Source organism: Paracoccus sp. T5 (genome assembly GCF_048538155.2).
Taxonomy (GTDB): Bacteria; Pseudomonadota; Alphaproteobacteria; order Rhodobacterales; family Rhodobacteraceae; genus Paracoccus.
The window spans coordinates 687012-702891 of record NZ_CM135809.1 but is presented as its reverse complement, the minus strand read 5'-3'; the positions used below and the strand labels follow the sequence as shown (position 1 = coordinate 702891).

The 15880-nt window shown below is 69.0% G+C and carries 15 protein-coding genes; 3 read left to right on the top strand and 12 right to left on the bottom strand.

The window, feature by feature from the left end; translation table 11 throughout:
• Positions 1-2 precede the first annotated feature (2 nt).
• The 9 genes from der to ACNR9W_RS03505 form a co-directional block, all read right to left on the bottom strand.
• Positions 3-1487: a ribosome biogenesis GTPase Der gene (der, locus tag ACNR9W_RS03545; RefSeq protein ID WP_419270325.1), complete on the bottom strand. Its 1485-nt coding sequence runs from the start codon at positions 1485-1487 to the stop codon at positions 3-5.
• Positions 1484-2809, bottom strand: coding sequence for an outer membrane protein assembly factor BamB family protein (locus ACNR9W_RS03540; protein ID WP_419270327.1), 1326 nt, complete (start codon positions 2807-2809; stop codon positions 1484-1486). Before ACNR9W_RS03540 ends, der begins: the two co-directional genes overlap by 4 nt.
• A 42-nt stretch (positions 2810-2851) precedes the next feature.
• Positions 2852-3526, bottom strand: coding sequence for a tetratricopeptide repeat protein (locus tag ACNR9W_RS03535; RefSeq protein WP_419270328.1), 675 nt, complete (start codon positions 3524-3526; stop codon positions 2852-2854).
• A gap of 155 nt (positions 3527-3681) precedes the next feature.
• On the bottom strand, positions 3682-4281 hold the full coding sequence (locus tag ACNR9W_RS03530) for a superoxide dismutase (RefSeq protein WP_419270330.1): 600 nt from the start codon (positions 4279-4281) through the stop codon (positions 3682-3684).
• Positions 4282-4393: 112 nt separating this feature from the next.
• Positions 4394-4912 (bottom strand): sarcosine oxidase subunit gamma, encoded by a 519-nt coding sequence (locus tag ACNR9W_RS03525; protein WP_419270332.1) that lies wholly within the window; start codon positions 4910-4912, stop codon positions 4394-4396.
• Entirely contained in the window at positions 4905-7835 is a 2931-nt protein-coding gene (locus ACNR9W_RS03520) for a sarcosine oxidase subunit alpha family protein (RefSeq protein ID WP_419270334.1), read from the bottom strand. Before ACNR9W_RS03520 ends, ACNR9W_RS03525 begins: the two co-directional genes overlap by 8 nt.
• Positions 7832-8167, bottom strand: coding sequence for a sarcosine oxidase subunit delta (locus tag ACNR9W_RS03515; RefSeq protein WP_419270336.1), 336 nt, complete (start codon positions 8165-8167; stop codon positions 7832-7834). Before ACNR9W_RS03515 ends, ACNR9W_RS03520 begins: the two co-directional genes overlap by 4 nt.
• Before the next feature lie 186 nt (positions 8168-8353).
• The gene (locus ACNR9W_RS03510) at positions 8354-8605 is read right to left on the bottom strand and encodes a hypothetical protein (protein WP_419270338.1); all 252 of its coding nucleotides are present in this window, start codon (positions 8603-8605) and stop codon (positions 8354-8356) included.
• A 91-nt stretch (positions 8606-8696) separates the two neighbouring features.
• Positions 8697-9962, bottom strand: a complete 1266-nt coding sequence (locus tag ACNR9W_RS03505; protein WP_419270340.1) for a sarcosine oxidase subunit beta family protein — start codon at positions 9960-9962, stop codon at positions 8697-8699.
• A gap of 198 nt (positions 9963-10160) precedes the next feature.
• On the opposite strand from ACNR9W_RS03505, the gene ccmI reads away from it, so the two are divergent.
• From ccmI to ACNR9W_RS03490, 3 genes are all read left to right on the top strand, one after another.
• Positions 10161-11396 carry a c-type cytochrome biogenesis protein CcmI gene (ccmI, locus tag ACNR9W_RS03500; RefSeq protein WP_419270342.1) on the top strand — a complete coding sequence of 412 codons (1236 nt, stop codon included), beginning with the start codon at positions 10161-10163 and terminating at the stop codon, positions 11394-11396.
• Entirely contained in the window at positions 11393-11863 is a 471-nt protein-coding gene (ruvX, locus tag ACNR9W_RS03495) for a Holliday junction resolvase RuvX (RefSeq protein WP_419270344.1), read from the top strand. The genes ccmI and ruvX overlap by 4 nt, the downstream gene beginning before the upstream one ends.
• A 131-nt stretch (positions 11864-11994) precedes the next feature.
• Positions 11995-12201 carry a DUF1289 domain-containing protein gene (locus ACNR9W_RS03490; protein WP_419270346.1) on the top strand — a complete coding sequence of 69 codons (207 nt, stop codon included), beginning with the start codon at positions 11995-11997 and terminating at the stop codon, positions 12199-12201.
• On the opposite strand, the gene ACNR9W_RS03485 is transcribed toward ACNR9W_RS03490, so the two are convergent.
• From ACNR9W_RS03485 to ACNR9W_RS03475, 3 genes are all read right to left on the bottom strand, one after another.
• On the bottom strand, positions 12168-13100 hold the full coding sequence (locus ACNR9W_RS03485) for a DnaJ C-terminal domain-containing protein (protein WP_419270348.1): 933 nt from the start codon (positions 13098-13100) through the stop codon (positions 12168-12170). The genes ACNR9W_RS03490 and ACNR9W_RS03485 overlap by 34 nt on opposite strands.
• A gap of 56 nt (positions 13101-13156) precedes the next feature.
• On the bottom strand, positions 13157-14215 hold the full coding sequence (locus ACNR9W_RS03480; RefSeq protein WP_419270349.1) for an aldo/keto reductase: 1059 nt from the start codon (positions 14213-14215) through the stop codon (positions 13157-13159).
• A 63-nt stretch (positions 14216-14278) separates the two neighbouring features.
• A complete protein-coding gene (locus tag ACNR9W_RS03475; protein WP_419270350.1) occupies positions 14279-15760 on the bottom strand; it encodes a phospholipase D-like domain-containing protein in 1482 nt (493 codons plus the stop codon).
• Between the last annotated feature and the right edge of the window lie 120 nt (positions 15761-15880).

The following is a 15880-nucleotide window of genomic DNA, read 5'->3' as shown; positions in this document are numbered from 1 at the left end:
GATCAGCTGCCCTTGGGCTTCTGGCGGTTCTTGTGCTTGGACAGCGCGCCAGACTGGACGATCTTCGTTGCCTTGGCCTTGAAGGGGTTGTCGCCCCCCTGGTCGCGGAAGAACAGGCGGATCGGCGTGCCTGGCATGTCGAAATCCTGCCGCAGCCCGTTGATTAGGTAACGCTGATAGCTGTCGGGGATCTTGTCGGTATGCGTCGCCTTGACGATGAAGGCCGGGGGCCGCGTCTTGACCTGCGTCATGTAGCGCAGGCGGATGCGGCGGCCACCGGGCGCCGGGGGCGGATGGCTCTCGGTCATCGCGCCCAGCCACTGGTTCAGCCGCGCGGTGGACACCCGGCGGTTCCAGACCTCATGCGCCTTGACGACGGCATTGTGCAAACGGTCCAGCCCCTTGCCGGTGCGCGCCGACACGGTGACGAGCGGCGCCCCCTTCAGCTGCGGCAGCAGCTTTTCGAAACTGGCGCGCATCTCGTTCAGCTTGTGGGACTTGTCATCCTCCAGGTCCCACTTGTTGACCGCCACGACGACGGCGCGACCCTCGGTCTCGGCAAAGTCGGCGATCCGCAAATCCTGGGTCTCGAAGGGGATCTCGACATCCAGCAGGACGACCACCACCTCGGCAAAGCGGACCGCGCGCAACCCGTCGGCCACCGACAGCTTTTCCAGCTTCTCGGTCACGCGGGCGCGCTTGCGCATGCCGGCCGTGTCGAAGATGCGCATGGGCGTGCCCATGAAATTCGTGGTCACGCTGATCGAATCGCGGGTGATCCCGGCCTCGGGACCGGTCAGCAGGCGATCCTCGCCCAGGATCTTGTTGATCAGCGTCGACTTGCCCGCGTTGGGACGGCCGATCACGGCCATCTGCAGCGGACGCGCCTCGGACGGGCGCCAGTCCTCGGACCCCTCGCCCGATTCGGCATCCTCGTCGCTCAGGTCGATGTCGGTCGCGGCCTCGATAGGCGCGGGACGCTCGGCCTCGATCCGGTCCGACAGCGGCATCAGGACCCGGTAAAGGTCGTCCATCCCCTCGCCATGCTCGGCCGAGATGCGGATCGGCTCTCCCAGGCCCAGGGCATAGGCCTCCATGGCGCCCGCCTCTCCGGCACGGCCTTCGGACTTGTTCGCAGCGATGATGACGTGCTTGGCGCGGCGGCGCAGGATCTCGGCGAAATACTCGTCGGCTGCGGTGATGCCGATGCGCGCGTCGACCACGAACAGGCAGATGTCGGCCTCGTCCACGGCGCGCTCTGTCAGGCGGCGCATGCGGCCCTGCAGGCTGTCGTCCTCGGCCATCTCCAGGCCGGCGCTGTCGATCACGACAAAGCGCAGGTCGCCCAGGCGGCCGGCACCCTCGCGGATGTCGCGGGTGACGCCGGGCTGGTCATCGACCAGGGCGAGCTTCTTGCCAACCAGACGGTTGAACAGGGTGGACTTGCCCACATTGGGCCGTCCGACGATGGCGAGTGTGAATGTCATCTGAACGCATGCAACTGGCCGTTGCGCGCAACGACGTAAAGGGTTTGACCGGCGACGACGGGGGCCGAGGCTGCCCCGCCGGGGATCTGCGCCTGGCCGACCAGCGCGCCGGAGGCGGGATCGAAGCTGCGCAACATGCCATCACTGGAGGCGACATGCAACCGCCCTCCGGCAAGGACCGGTCCGTAATGGGCATGGATGCCGCTTTGACGGCGCACGCGCTCGGTCGTGAAATAGGGCAGCGCCTGGCGCCAGATGACGCCGCCGGTGGCCGCATCCAACCGCACCAGCTCGGCCTGGTCGTTGACCGCAAAGACCGAACCACCCGCCACGACGACCGGGCTGGTGGCGCCGTCGCGCGCGCTCCAGTCCTGAAGCCCCGTGGCCAGGTCCATCGCCTCGATCCGCCCCGAGGAGGTGCCGGCATAGACCCGCCCGCCCGAGATCACCGGATCGCCGGTCAGGTCGCGAACAACCGCGATGCTGCGGCCCTGCCGGGTGCCGGCGATCTGGCCGGTCCAGTTGGTCAGCCCGCTGTCGCGATCCACCGCCATCACCTGCCCCGAGGAGAACGGGAACAGCACGGTGCTGCCCTGCACCGCCGGAACCGACACGCCCATCACGCCCGAGCCCGAGGGCATGCCCGATGTCTGCCACAGCACCCGCCCGTCGCTGGCGCGCACGGCCCAGCCCACGGAATTGCGGGCCGCCACATAGACGACGCCGTCCTGCACGGCCGGGCCGCCGCCGATGGGCGCATCGACGCGCTGCCGCCACAGGACCGCGCCCGAAGCGGCGTCCAGCGCCACCAGTTCGCCAAAGCCGGTGGTGGCAAAGAGGCGGCCGCCCTCATAGGCCAGCCCCCCGCCCGAGGCACTGTCGGGATCCTCCAGCGCCGGCGTGATGTCGGTCGACCAGGCGCGCCCGCCCGTCAGCGCCGTCGCGGTCACGCGGGCAAGGCTGTCCATGGTAAAGATGCGGCCGGCCGCCACGACCGGGTCGGCGGTGATGCGATGGCGGCGGCTGTCGCCCTGCCCGATCGGCGCGGACCAGATCCGGGCGCCCGCCGCGCCCAGCTGGACATGGCCCGGCGCATGGGCGGCATTGCCGGCGCGATGGGTCCATTCGGCATTGGTGACGGGCGCCGCCAGCGACAGCACGGTGCTGCTGACGCCGGGCTGCCCCTCGACCGCGGGACCGTCGGGAGAGGTCACGGCCAGCGGATCCAGACGCTCTCCGGGCAGGATGACGTCGCGGTCCGCGCAGGCCGCAAGGCCCAGTCCGGCGGCAAGCACCAAGGTCAGTCGCAGCGTGGCGGTCATCCCTGCCTCTCCCTCGTCAGTTTTCTGTCTGCCGCGCCGCGGTCAGTTGGTTACGGGCATGCCATCCATGCCGGCCACGGGCTCTGCGCCCAGCGCGACCATCATCTCGGACAGGCGGCGACGCAAGGCCTCGGTCAGGCCATCCTTCTGCTGGATCTGGCGGATCAGCGTCACGGCATCCTCGGGCCGCCCGGCACCGATCAGGGCGACGGCCTTCTGCTCCAGTGCCAACAGTTCAAAGGGGGCGCCGCTGCGCGACAGGCGCGCCAGCAGGGCGTCACGCTCGGACGGGTCCATGTCGGGGCCCTCCAGCATCACCAGCTTCAGTTCGGCCAGGTCATGCAGGACGCTGCCATCGGGCGTGTCGCCCGACACGTCCCGCAGGGCCTCGACCGCTGCATCCGGCTGGTCCGACTGCGCGGCGGTCGAGGCCGCCAGCAGGCCCGCCAGAACCTCGCGCCCGGCGGAACCCTGCGGATCGATTGCGCGGATGGCCGCCGGATCGCCCGCCGCCTCGGCCGCCAGGATCGCGTCGCCCCAGGCCTCGGCCGCGGCCCGATCCTGCGCGCGGCTGTATTCGCGCCAGGCCGCGCCGCCGACGATCAGCAGGATCACCAGGATGCCGATCCAGCCATAGCGCCTGAAGGCGCCATAGAGCCGGTCGCGGCGCAGTTCCTCGGTCACCTCGTCGATGAAGCTGTCGTTCTGGTTGGCCATGGCCGCCTCGGTCCGATCTGTCTTGCGTTTCAGAGGTCTTATACCGCCGTCGCCGGAAAAGCCAATGCCGGCGCACGGGGGGCGCCGGCATTGGCCGCGCGCATGAAAAAGGCCCGCCGATCGCGCGGCGGGCCCTGATATGGAATGGCGCGGGATCAGAGGCGCGAGGCCACGTTGTCCCAGTTCACCAGCTTGTCCAGGAAGTTTTCCAGGTACTTCGGACGCGCATTGCGGAAGTCGATGTAGTAGCTGTGCTCCCACACGTCGCAGCCCAGCAGCGCGGTCTGGCCGAAGCAGAGCGGGTTCACGCCGTTCTCGGTCTTGGTGACCTCCAGCCCGCCATCGGCGTTCTTGACCAGCCAGGCCCAGCCCGAACCGAACTGGCCGACGCCGGCCTCGGTGAACTTCTTCTTGAAGTCCTCGACCGAACCGAAGCTGTCCTTGATCGCCGCTTCCAACTCGGACGGCATGGCGCCGGGGTTCGGACCCATCATTTCCCAGAACTGGGCATGGTTCCAATGTTGGCTGGCATTGTTGAAGATGCCGTTCTGCGCCACGGCGCCCTTCTGGTAGGTGCCCTTGACGATGTCCTCCAGCGACTTGCCGTCCCACTCGGTCCCGGCCACCAGTTCGTTCAGCTTGGTGACATAGGCGTTGTGGTGCTTGTCGTGGTGGTATTCCAGCGTTTCGCGGGACATGCCGGCGGCTTCCAGAGCGTCGTGGGAATAGGGAAGATCGGGAAGGGTGAAGGCCATGTTTTCAATCCTTTCAGAGGGGTGATGCCGAGCCGGGCGCACGGTCGCGCATTCGCCTGCCCAACGCAAGGGGGCCGGCGCGGTTCCAGCGGCCGGCAGGTCGCGCCTGGGCTCAGCGCGGGGCCAGCTGGCTGCCGGGGATGGCGGCATTGGCCAGGATCAGCCCCAGATAATCGGCCGTCGACCGGAAGCCGATGACCCGAAAGCCGCCCTCGATGCGCCAGATCGCCGCAGCGGTCTGCGCCAGCCGCGTGCGACGCAGGTGGCCCCGGGGCATCGCGGCGGCATCGACCGGGGCCAGCTTGGCCAGCACATCGGCGGCATGGGGACCCAGGATGTCAAAGACCGCGCGCGCGTCCGAGACATCGACGACCAGGCCGGGCTCTCCGGTCAGCGCCTGCTCCAGCGCGAGGGTCGCCTCGGGCAGTTCGGCCGCGGGCAGGATCAGCAGCAGCTCGTCCGGGGACATCCAGCCCAGGGCGCGGCTGCCGTCGGTGACGATGCCCGTCCGGTCGGGAAGGGCCAGGCCCGCGGCCTCGGCCAGCGCATCGCCGGCACGCGACAGGTCAGCGCGCAGGGTGATCATCCCCAAGCCGGTTTGGCGGGTGATGGTGGCCAGTGCCTCAGCCATTCAGGCGGCTCCCTTCCTTGTCGTAAAAGACCGGGTCCACGATCCGGGCCCGCATCGTCGTGCCCGAGGGCATTGGGAAATCCAGCACCTGCCCCATCCGGGCCGGGCCGTGATGAACCAGGCCCATCGCGATCGGCCGGTCCAGCGTCGGCGAATGATAGCTGGAGGTCACGCGCCCCTGCACCCGGCGCTGGCCATTGGCATTCACCCCTTCGGCCACGGCATAGGCGCCATCTGGCAGCACCCGCCCGTCCAGGCTTTCCAGCCCGACCAGCTTCCAGCGGTTGCTGTCGGTCATGTGCAGGCGCCGCTGCGCGCGCTTGCCGATATAGTCGGCCTTCTTCTTCGAGATGGCCCAGTCCAGCCCCAGGTCCTGGGGGATGATCGTGCCGTCGGTCTCGTCCCCGATCATGATGAAGCCTTTTTCGGCACGCATCACATGCATGGCCTCGGTGCCATAGGGAGTGATGCCCAGGTCCTGGCCGGCTTGGTGCAGGCCTTCCCACAGTTCCAGGCCCCGGTTCGCCGGCACCGCGACCTCATAGCTGAGTTCGCCCGAAAAGCTGATCCGGAAGACGCGGGCAGGGATGCCCGCCACCTGCCCTTCGGCCCATTGCATGAAGGGCAGGCCCGCCTGCGACAGGTCGATGCTGCCACCCAGACGTTCCAGCAGCAGGCGGGCCTGGGGGCCGGCGACGGCGATCTGGGCGAACTGCTCGGTCAGGTTGGCGGTGTAAACCTGCCAGTCCCACCATTCGCATTGCAGCCAGTCCTCCATGTGGCCATGGATGCGGTCGGCGCCCCCGGTCGTGGTGTGGCAGAGCCAGCTGTCCTCGGACAGGCGCGCCACGACGCCGTCATCCATCAGAAAGCCGTTCTCGTTGCACATCAGGCCATAGCGGCATTTGCCCACCGGCAGGTTGGACATCATATTCGTGTAAAGCATGTCCAGCAGCCGTCCGGCATCCGGCCCCTTGACCAGGATCTTGCCCAAGGTCGAGGCGTCCAGCGTGCCCACGCCCTTGCGCACCGCCAGGATCTCGCGCGCGACGGCGGCGTGCCGATCCTCGCCCCCGCGCAGATAGGCATAGGGGCGCCGCCACTGGCCCACGGGCTCGAAGCTGGCGCCATGCGTCTCGTGCCAAGCATGGATCGGCGTCTTGCGCAGCGGCTGGAAGGCCTCGCCCTTGGCCTCGGCCGCGATCGTGGCCAGGGTCAGCGGCGTATAGGGCGGACGGAAGGTCGTCGTGCCGGTCGCCTGGATCGGCTGGTTCAGCGCATTCGACAGGATCGCCAGGCCGTTGATGTTGCTGACCTTGCCCTGGTCCGTGGCCATGCCAAGCGTGGTGTAGCGCTTGGTATGCTCGACCGAGGCATAGCCTTCACGCGCGGCCAGTTCGACATCGGTGACCTTCACGTCGTTCTGGAAATCCAGCCACATCTTGGCGCGCAGCTTATAGGGCGCGCGGGCGGGCATGACCCAGACGGGCTGCGTGGGCGCCTCGAACTGCTCCAGCGGGCCTGCGCAGCGCAGATCGCCATTGGCGGCGCCCGCCACGGTGACATTGCCCTGACCATCGGGACCCAGGGGCGGGCGGTCGGGGTCGGGGCGGAACATGGCCTCATCCTCGTCCCAGATCAGCTTGCCGCCGCAATGGCTGTAGAGATGCACAACCGGCGACCAGCCGCCCGACATGGCGACCACGTCGCAATCGATGCTCTCCAGCGCCCGCCCCTCGCCCGACTGGTCGCAGAGGACGACCGTATCGACATGGCGGCCGCCCTTGACCTTGGCGATGCCCATGCCGGTCAGCACGGTGATGCCGGCGGCGCGGGCCGCGCGGGGCAGCGCGCCCTCGGCCACGGGGCGGGCATCGACGACCGCCGGCACCTCCAGCCCCGCGGCCTGGGCCGCCAGGGCGGTGCGATAGGCATCGTCGTTGTTCGTGACCACCAGGATCCGCCGGCCGGGGGCGACCCCGTAATCGCGGATGAAGTCGCGCACGGCGCTGGCCAGCATCACGCCGGGCACGTCGTTGCAGGCAAAGGCCAGCGGCCGTTCCAGCGCCCCCGTGGCGGCGATCACATGTCCCGCGCGGATGCGCCACAGGCGCTGGCGGGGAATGCCCTGATTGGGGTCGTGGTCGGCCAGCGCCTCGCGCGCGATCAGGTAGCCGTGGTCGTAAAGGCCCGTCGCCATGCAGTTGCGGCGCAGGGTGACGTTGTCCCGGCCGGACAGCTCGTCCAGCAGCGCGTCGATGGCCGCCTGCCCCCCGTCGTGGTCGACAGGCGTGCGCCCGCCCCAGACCGGCGACTGTTCCAGCACCAGGACGCGCTGGCCCGCATCCGCGGCATCGCGGGCGGCGGTCAGCCCGGCGATGCCGCCGCCCACGACGACCACATCGGCAAAGCCGTAGGCCTGTTCGTAGCGGTCCGGGTCCGGGTCGGTGGGCGCCCGGCCCAGGCCCGCGCTTTTGCGGATGAAGGGTTCGAACAGGTGCTTCCAGAAGGGGCGCGGATGGATGAAGGTCTTGTAGTAGAAGCCCGCCGGCAGGAAGGGCGCCAGCAGGTTGTTCACCTCGCCGACATCGGCATCCAGCGAGGGCCAGCAGTTCTGGCTGCGCGTGACCATGCCCGCCACCAGGGGCGTCGTGGTGGCGCGCTGGTTCGGCTCGAACCGGCCACCCTGGCCCAGGCTCAGCAGGGCGTTGGGTTCCTCGGCGCCCGAGGCGATGGGACCGCGCGGGCGGTGATACTTGAAGGACCGGCCCATCAGCATCTGGCCATTGGCCAGCAGGGCCGAAGCCAGCGTGTCGCCGGTCAGCCCCCGCAGGTGCCGCCCGTCGAAGCGGAAGGGCAGTTGCAGGGCGCGATCCACAAGGCGGCCGCCGGTGGACAGGCGAAAGGGGGGCGTGTGGGTCATGACGCGGTCGTCCAGTCGGGTTGCCAGTCGGGATAGGTCTGCTGGATCGCCGTGACGATCCCGGCCGGGGGATGCTTGGTCTGCGCCTCGTAGGTGCCAAAGACCTGCAGCGTCGCCGTGCAGCGGGCGGCCAGGAACCACTTGCCGCAGCCGTAGGCATGGCGCCAGCGTTCAAAATGCACGCCCTTGGGGTTCTTGCGGGCGAAAAGATAGGCCTCGAACTCGTCATCCGTGCCCTGCGGGCCGACGCGCATCAGATGCGCCTCGCCGCCGGGCTGCAATTCGGTTTCCTCGGCGGCGATGCCGCAGCAGGGACAGGTCAGGATCAGCATGGGCGGGTCCTTGCGAGGCCAGAGAGGACAGGGAAACATGCGAACGCCCCACAGCGGCGGGACCGCGCGGGGCGTGCTTGGCGGATCAGCGGCCGCAGGATTGCCGTGCGACCGCGGACAGGTTGTCCCCGACGCGCGCGGGATGCCGTCACGGGGACGGCATCCACGCGGACAAGCCGGACGGGATCAGTTGGCCGGAGCGGGCTCGACTTCGGGGGTGTCGGTCTCGACGGTGACGTCGGGGGTGTCGACCTCGGGGGCCGTGTCCACGATGACATTGGTGTCGCCACCGGCCGGCGCCGGGTCCACGATCGCGGTTTCGCTGTCCACCGTCGCGTCGCCGACGCTGTCGCCGGACATGAAGAAGAACAGCAGCGCCACGACGACGACGATCGCGCCGACGATGAAATAAAGACCGTTGTTGTTGCGGTCGGCCATGGGAGTCCCTTTCGGTGAAAGCAGTTGCATCTCAGCAATTCCGCTGCGGGCCCGCCGGTTCCATCCCCCTGATTCATCAGTGCAAACATGCTTAATGCGCCACACCGGCGGCGACGGATTCGTCGATGAAGCGACCCTCGCGGAAGCGGTTCAGCCCGAAGGCCGCGGCCAGCGGGCCGGGCCTGCCCGTGGCGACCAGTTCCGCCATGGCCCAGCCCGATCCCGGGATCGCCTTAAAGCCGCCGGTGCCCCAGCCGCAGTTGACGAAGATGCCGCCCACCGGCGTCGTGGACAGGATGGGCGAGCGGTCGCCGGTCATGTCCACGATCCCGCCCCACTGCCGCAGCATCTTGAGGCGCGACAGCATCGGGAAGGTCTCGATCAGGGCGCGGACGGTTTCCTCGACATGCTGCCAGCTGCCGCGTTGGGTGAAGTTGTTGAAGCCGTCGGTGCCGCCGCCGATCACCATCTCTCCCTTGTCGGACTGCGACAGGTAGCCGTGAACGGTGTTTGCCATGACCACGACATCCATGCAGGGCTTGATCGGCTCCGAAACCACCGCCTGCAGCGCCACGCTTTCGATCGGCAGGCGAAAGCCCGCCATCTCGGCCAGCTGGCTGGAATGGCCCGCGACCACGATTGAAAGCTTGTCGCAGCCGATGCGGCCCTTGGAGGTGTTGACGGCGCGGACCTGCCCGCCCTCGGTCTCGATCCCCTGGACCTCGCAGTTCTGGATGACATGCATGCCCATGTCGGAACAGGCGCGGGCATAGCCCCAGGCCACCGCGTCGTGGCGGGCCGTGCCGCCGCGCGCCTGGTAGAGGCCGCCCAGCACCGGATAGCGCGGCCCGTCCAGGCTGATGATCGGCACCAGTTCCTTCAGGCGCTGCGGCTCCAGCCATTCGGTGGTGACGCCCTGCAGGTTGTTGGCATAGACGGTGCGCTTGTAGCCGCGGATCTCGTGTTCGGTCTGCGCCAGCATGATCAGGCCACGCGGGCTGAACATGATGTTGTAGTTCAGGTCCTGGGACAGCGTTTCATAAAGGCTGCGGGATTTCTCGTAGATCGCGGCCGAGGGATCCTGGAGGTAGTTCGACCGGATGATCGTGGTGTTGCGCCCGGTATTGCCGCCGCCCAGCCAGCCCTTCTCGATCACCGCGACATCGGTGATGCCGAAATTCTTGCCCAGGTAATAGGCGGTGGCCAGGCCGTGACCGCCGGCCCCCACGATGACCACCTTGTAGCGGTCGCGCGGGGCCGGGCTGGTCCAGGCCCGGTTCCAGCCCTGGTGCTGGCGCAATGCCTCGCGGGCCAGGGCGAAGACGGAATAGCGGCCGGAGCGGGGGGCGTCGGGCATGATGGCTCCCTGAAATGAATCAGCATCAGAATGACGCCGGGGGGCGGCAGGCTCAAGATGCGTCGCGGCGGATCACGGCAAAATGCGACATGCGACCTTGTGACCGGCGCAATGCCCCCATCGCGGCCCCGCATTCGGTCACGGGCCGCTTTCGGATCGCGGGCAATCGGGCTAGGGAGGGGGCAACGGAGGATGCCGATGTTCTGGATGCTCGCCGCGGGCCTGACCGCGATTGTCGCCTTTGCCATTCTGGCGCCGGTCTGGCGCGGGCGCGCCGCCGCCGGGACCGAGCCCGCCGCCGCCTATGACCTGCGTGTCTATCGCGACCAGCTGCGCGAGGTCGACCGCGACTTGGAGCGCGGCGTGATCCAGCCCGAGGACGCCCACCGCCTGCGCACCGAGATCGGCCGCAAGGTGCTGGACGCCGACAAGCGCCTGTCGCGCAGCCGGCCCCTGGTCGCCTCGGAGCGCCCGGTCTGGGCCCTGCTGGTGCTGGGCGCCGTTCTGGCCGGGGCGGTGGCGCTGTATCTGCGCGAGGGCGTGCCGGGCGCCGCGGACATGCCCCTGGGCGAGCGGATCGCGGCCGCCGACGCCGCCTATCAGAACCGCCCGACCCAGGCCGAGGCCGAGGCGGCGGCCCCGCCCCGCCCCGCGCCCGACCTGTCCGATGCGGACAGCGATTACATGTCGCTGGTCGAACAGCTGCGCGAGGCGGTGGCCCGCAACCCGCAGGACATCCAGGGCCTGACGCTGCTGGTCAACAACGAGATCCGCCTTGGCAACATGACCGCCGCCCGCCAGGCCCAGCAGCAGCTGGTCGAGGCGCTTGGCAGCGGGGCCGACGCGATCGAGCTGCTGCGCCTGGCCTCGTTGATGATCGAGGCGGCAGGCGGCCTCGTCACCCCCGAGGCCGAGGCCGTGCTGGCCCGCGCGCTGACGCTGGACCCCGACCAGGCGCAGGCGCGCTATCTGCAGGGCGTGCTGCTGATCCAGAACGGCCGCCCGGACCGCGCCTTTCCGATCTGGCGCCGCCTGCTGGAACAGGGTCCGCCCGAGGCGCCGTGGATGCCCTCGATCCGGGCCGCCATCCGGGACCTGGCCTGGCTGGCGGGCCAGCCGGATTATCAGCCCCCTGAGGACCCAGCCGCCGCCCTGCCCGGTCCCGATGCCGATGCAATGGCCGCAGCGCAGGACATGTCCCCCGAGGACCGCCAGCAGATGATCGAGGGGATGGTGTCGGGCCTTCAGAACCGCCTGGCGACCGAGGGCGGCTCGCCCGAGGAATGGGCGCGGCTGATCGGCGCCCTGGGTGTCCTGGGCCGCACCGACCAGGCCGCTGCCATCTGGGAGGAGGCCCAGCAGCGCTTTGGCGCCGCGCCCGAGGCGCTGGCCCCGATCCGCCGGGCGGCGCAAGAGGCGGGGGTCGCCGAATGATCCACGAGGACATCATCGAGTTTGCCGCCGCCCTGCCCGCCGTCGGCGCCATCGCCGGGCTGGACCTGGGGACCAAGACCATCGGCGTTGCGGTCAGCGACGGCCTGCGCCAGGTCGCCTCGCCAATCACCGTCATCCGCCGGCAAAAGTTCACCACCGATGCCGAGGCGCTGCTGGCGATCGCCCAGGACCGGAGCCTGGTGGGACTGGTCCTGGGCCTGCCGCGCAACATGGACGGCTCGGAAGGGCCGCGGGCGCAATCGACCCGCGCCTTTGCCCGCAACCTGACCCGGCTGACGCCGCTGCCCATCGCCTATTGGGACGAGCGCCTGTCCACCGTCGCCGCCGAACGGGCGCTGCTGGAGGCCGACACCTCGCGCAAGCGCCGGGCCGAGGTGATCGACCAGGTCGCCGCGGGATATATCCTGCAGGGCGCCCTGGACCGCCTGCGTTATCTGGCCCGCTGACCATTCCCCGTCACCCGGAGCGCCTGCCCCAAGGCTTGGGGCCAAGCGGCAGCGTCCGGTGCGGCCTTGCCCGGCCCGTCCCCTCTGACGCACCCGGCCTCACGGTTCACGACCCCGCCAAAGGAACACCGATGATCGAAAGCCCCTGCATCCAGATCTGCCAGATCGACCCCGACACGCAGATCTGCATCGGCTGCTTTCGCAGCCTGACTGAGATCGCCTGCTGGGGCAGCATGACGCCCCAAGCCCGGCGCGCGGTCATGCAGGACCTGCCCGCGCGCGAGGCGGCGCTGGCAAAAGGCGATCAGCCCGTCGCCATCCCCCGCCTGGGATCATAGCCGTTTTCCTGCCGCCATTCCTCGAAAAAGCCCGCCAGCTTTGCATCGACCTTGGAAGGCATCGCGATGCGCAGTTCGACATGCTGGTCGCCGCCGTTGACCCCCCGGCCCCGCAGGCGCAGCCTCTGACCTGACGTGGCGCCGCGCGGGATGGTCAGGTTCACCGGGCCGTCGATGGTGGGCGCCTGCACCTTGCCGCCCAGAACCGCCTCGTACAGCGCGATCGGGAGGACCACGTGGATGTCGTCCCCTTCGCGCCGGAACAGCGGGTGATCGGCGACGCTGACATCCAGATAGGCGTCGCCCGCCGGGGCGCGGCCGAGGCCCGGCCCCCCCTTGCCGCGCAGGCGGATCGTCTGGCCGTCGCGCACGCCCTTGGGGATGGCCACATCCAGCGTCCCCCCTTCGGGCAGGGTGATGCGGGTCCGGCCGCCGCGGACGGCGGTCAGGAAGTCCACCTCCAGCTGATAGCGCATGTCCTGACCGCGCTGGTCGGCCCGCGCGCCGCCGAAACCGCCAAAGCCCCCAAAACCGCCCCCGCGCCCGCCGGTCCGCTGGCCAAAAAGGTCGGCAAAGACATCCGACAGATCGGGATCGCCCGCATGTCCGGCCGCGTCGCCAAAGGGATTGCCGCCCGCGCCCGCATGCTGACGGGTCCGCCAGCGCGGCCCCTGTTCCTGGCCCTGCGCGTCGATTTCACCCGCGTCAAAGCGGCGGCGCTGCTCGGGGTCCTTCAGCAGGTCATAGGCCGCCGAAGCCGCCTTGAAACGCGCCACCGCGGCCGGCTCCTGGTTCAGGTCCGGGTGGTCGGTCTTGACGATGCGCCGATAGGCCTTCTTGATGTCATCCGCGCTGGCGTCACGCGAAACGCCGAGCGCTGCATACGGATCGCCTGCCATGCCTGGTCCTCATGTTTCTCTGCCTCGTCAGAAAGATAGAGGCAGGCCGCGTTTCATCAATAGGGCAAAGGAAAGGCCTTGTGCAGCCTTTCGATGCCGCGCCGCAAATCGTCAGGCAGGTCGCGGTCAAGACCGGCGATCAGGTGACGCAGCTGATTGGTCGTCGTGGCGCCGATGATCGGCACGACCTTGAAGGGGCGCGTCAACTGCCAGGCGATGGCCATGTGGATCACGTCCCAACCATGTTCGGCCGCCAGCCGGCCATAGGCCGAGGCCGCCTCGACGCCGCGCGGGGTCTTGCGCCCGCCCAGGTTCCCCGGCCCGCCCGTGGCCTTGTCCACCGCGGCCCGGCTGCCCTCGGGCATGGCATCATCGGCGTATTTCCCCGTCAGCAGCCCGGCGGCCAGCGGCGAATAGGACAGCAGCGTCACATCCTCGTTCACCGCCGTTTCGGCCAGGTCCGTGTCATAGGGCCGGTAGAGGGGCGAGTATTCGTTCTGGATCGACGCCATGCGCGGCGCCCCGATCCGGTCGGCCACATCGCACCACCGGGTCAGGCCCCAGGCTGATTCGTTCGACAGTCCGACGGCGCGGATCTTGCCGGCACGCCGTGCCGCCGACAGCGCCTCCAGCACGTCCTGCATATGCGCCAGCGTCGCGGCCTTGTCCTGGCCCGAGGGATCGAAGGCCCAGTTCTGGCGGAAGGCATAGGAGCCGCGCACCGGCCAGTGCAGCTGGTACAGGTCGATCCGGTCCGTCTGCAGCCGCTGCAACGAGGCGTCGATGCAGGCCGTGACCGTGGCGCCGTCAAAGGGCGCGCCGTCGCGGACCATCTGGCTGGGGCCGGTGATCTTGGTGGCGATCTCGACCCGGTCGCGATGGCCCGTGCGCGCCAGCCAGCGGCCGATGATCTCCTCGGACCGGCCGATCGTCTCGCGCCGCACCGGGTTCACCGGATACATCTCGGCGCAGTCCATGAAGGTCATCCCGACCTCCAGCGCTGCATCCATCTGGGCATGCGCCCCCGCCTCGTCGGTCTGGTTGCCAAAGGTCATGGTGCCAAGGCAGATCCGGCTGACCTCGACCTCGCTGCCGCCCAGTTTCACGCGTTCCATCAGATCTTTCCATTTCTGTCGCTTGGCCGCAGGCTAGCGGACGGGGCGGCAGGCGCAACCCGCCTAGGCGGGACGCCTGCGGCGCGGCCAGCGCCAGCCCTTGAACAGGCTGCGCTTGTGAAGCGGCTCAAAGATCTTCTCGGGGCCCTCGGGGTCCATGATCTCGTTGTCGGCCATCCAGATCTGCAAGCCGTTCAGTTCGGGGATCTCATAGGGGGCCAGCGTCCGCCCCTGCCCGCGCGGTCCGCGGCTGGCCTCGATCATGGCGATCAGGCTGCCATGCTCGGCGATCAACTGCGACACCTTCTGCGGCGGCAGTGACAGGTGCTCGCCCAGCAGGTCGTCGCGCAGGGCGATGATCTCCTCGCGCACCGTGTCGCAGCCCGGCCGGTCGGCCGCCAGCACCACGTCGCATTCCGTGTCCAGCCGCATCGAGCGGTTGTTGAAGTTCGACGAGCCGACCCGCAGATAGATGTCGTCGACGATCATCAGCTTGGCATGGACATAGATCTCGGCCCCGCCGTCGGTCAGCGGGTGATAGATGCGGAACCGGCCGCGATGATCCAGCCGCTGCAGCGCCTCGACCAGCCGGGCGCGGGCGGTGTCCATGGCCAGCGGCTCCAGCCAGCCCTCGGCGCTGACCGGGTTCACGATCACGATCTCGGGCGGATCATCCTCGGTCAGCCGCTTGGCGATGGCCTGCGCGATGCGGCGCGAGGCGAAATACTGGCTTTCGGCATAGATCACCCGCCGGGCCCGCGCGATCAGGTCCAGATACATCTGCTCGATCTCGAAGGAGGGGTGCACGTCAGGGATCTCGGGCCGGGTGCGCGCGATGGCCAGGGGCACGTCGCGGAACCGCGGCACCAGCACGTCGGGCCAGCAGCCGGCCCCATCCGACACGGGCGACAGCTCCTCGCCTGACGCGATGCGCCAGCGGTCGCGCGCCAGGTCGCCCAGGGCCTTCGCCGCCGGGCCGTCAAAGCAACTGGTCGCGTCGTGCCAGGGCTTCATCGGCTTGCCGCGCGCGCTGACCCGCAGCGGATTGTCATCCAGATGCTCGCGCGTGTCCCAGCGGCCTTCCGTGATGTCGATGCCGCCGCAGAAGGCCAGGCAGTCGTCGATGACCACGATCTTGTGGTGGTGCGAACTGGCGAGGGGATGGGCGCCATCCAGCCGCAGCGTGATCCGGGGGTGCATCTTCCAGCGCAGGATCGTCAGCAGCGTGGTCCCGCGAAAGATCGATTTCAGCGCCCCCTTGTCCCAACGCAGCAGGCGGATGTGCAACCCCGGGTTCCGCCCCGCCAGCCAGACCACGAAGTCGCCGAGGCAGGACGGCCCGCCATCCGCCGAGGCATCGCCCAAGGGAATGCGCGCGTCAAAGTCCCAGCCCACCATCAGGATGCTGCTGCGCGCCTGCAGCATGGCCTGCCGGACGGCACGGAAATACTCGTCGGCATCGGCAATGACCGCGAACCGCCCCGACTTCTCGACCCGCCAGCAATTGTGTCCGGGGCGGGTCAGGCGTTCACTCGTTGCGTCCATGCTGATCTGCCACCCCTGAAAATTCCACCACTTATTCCCCGCTGCCCGCCGGGAAAGGCCATCGCCACAACACATGAAGCTGATGCATCGTTCCCCTGCCGCCAAGGGGCATTTGAATAC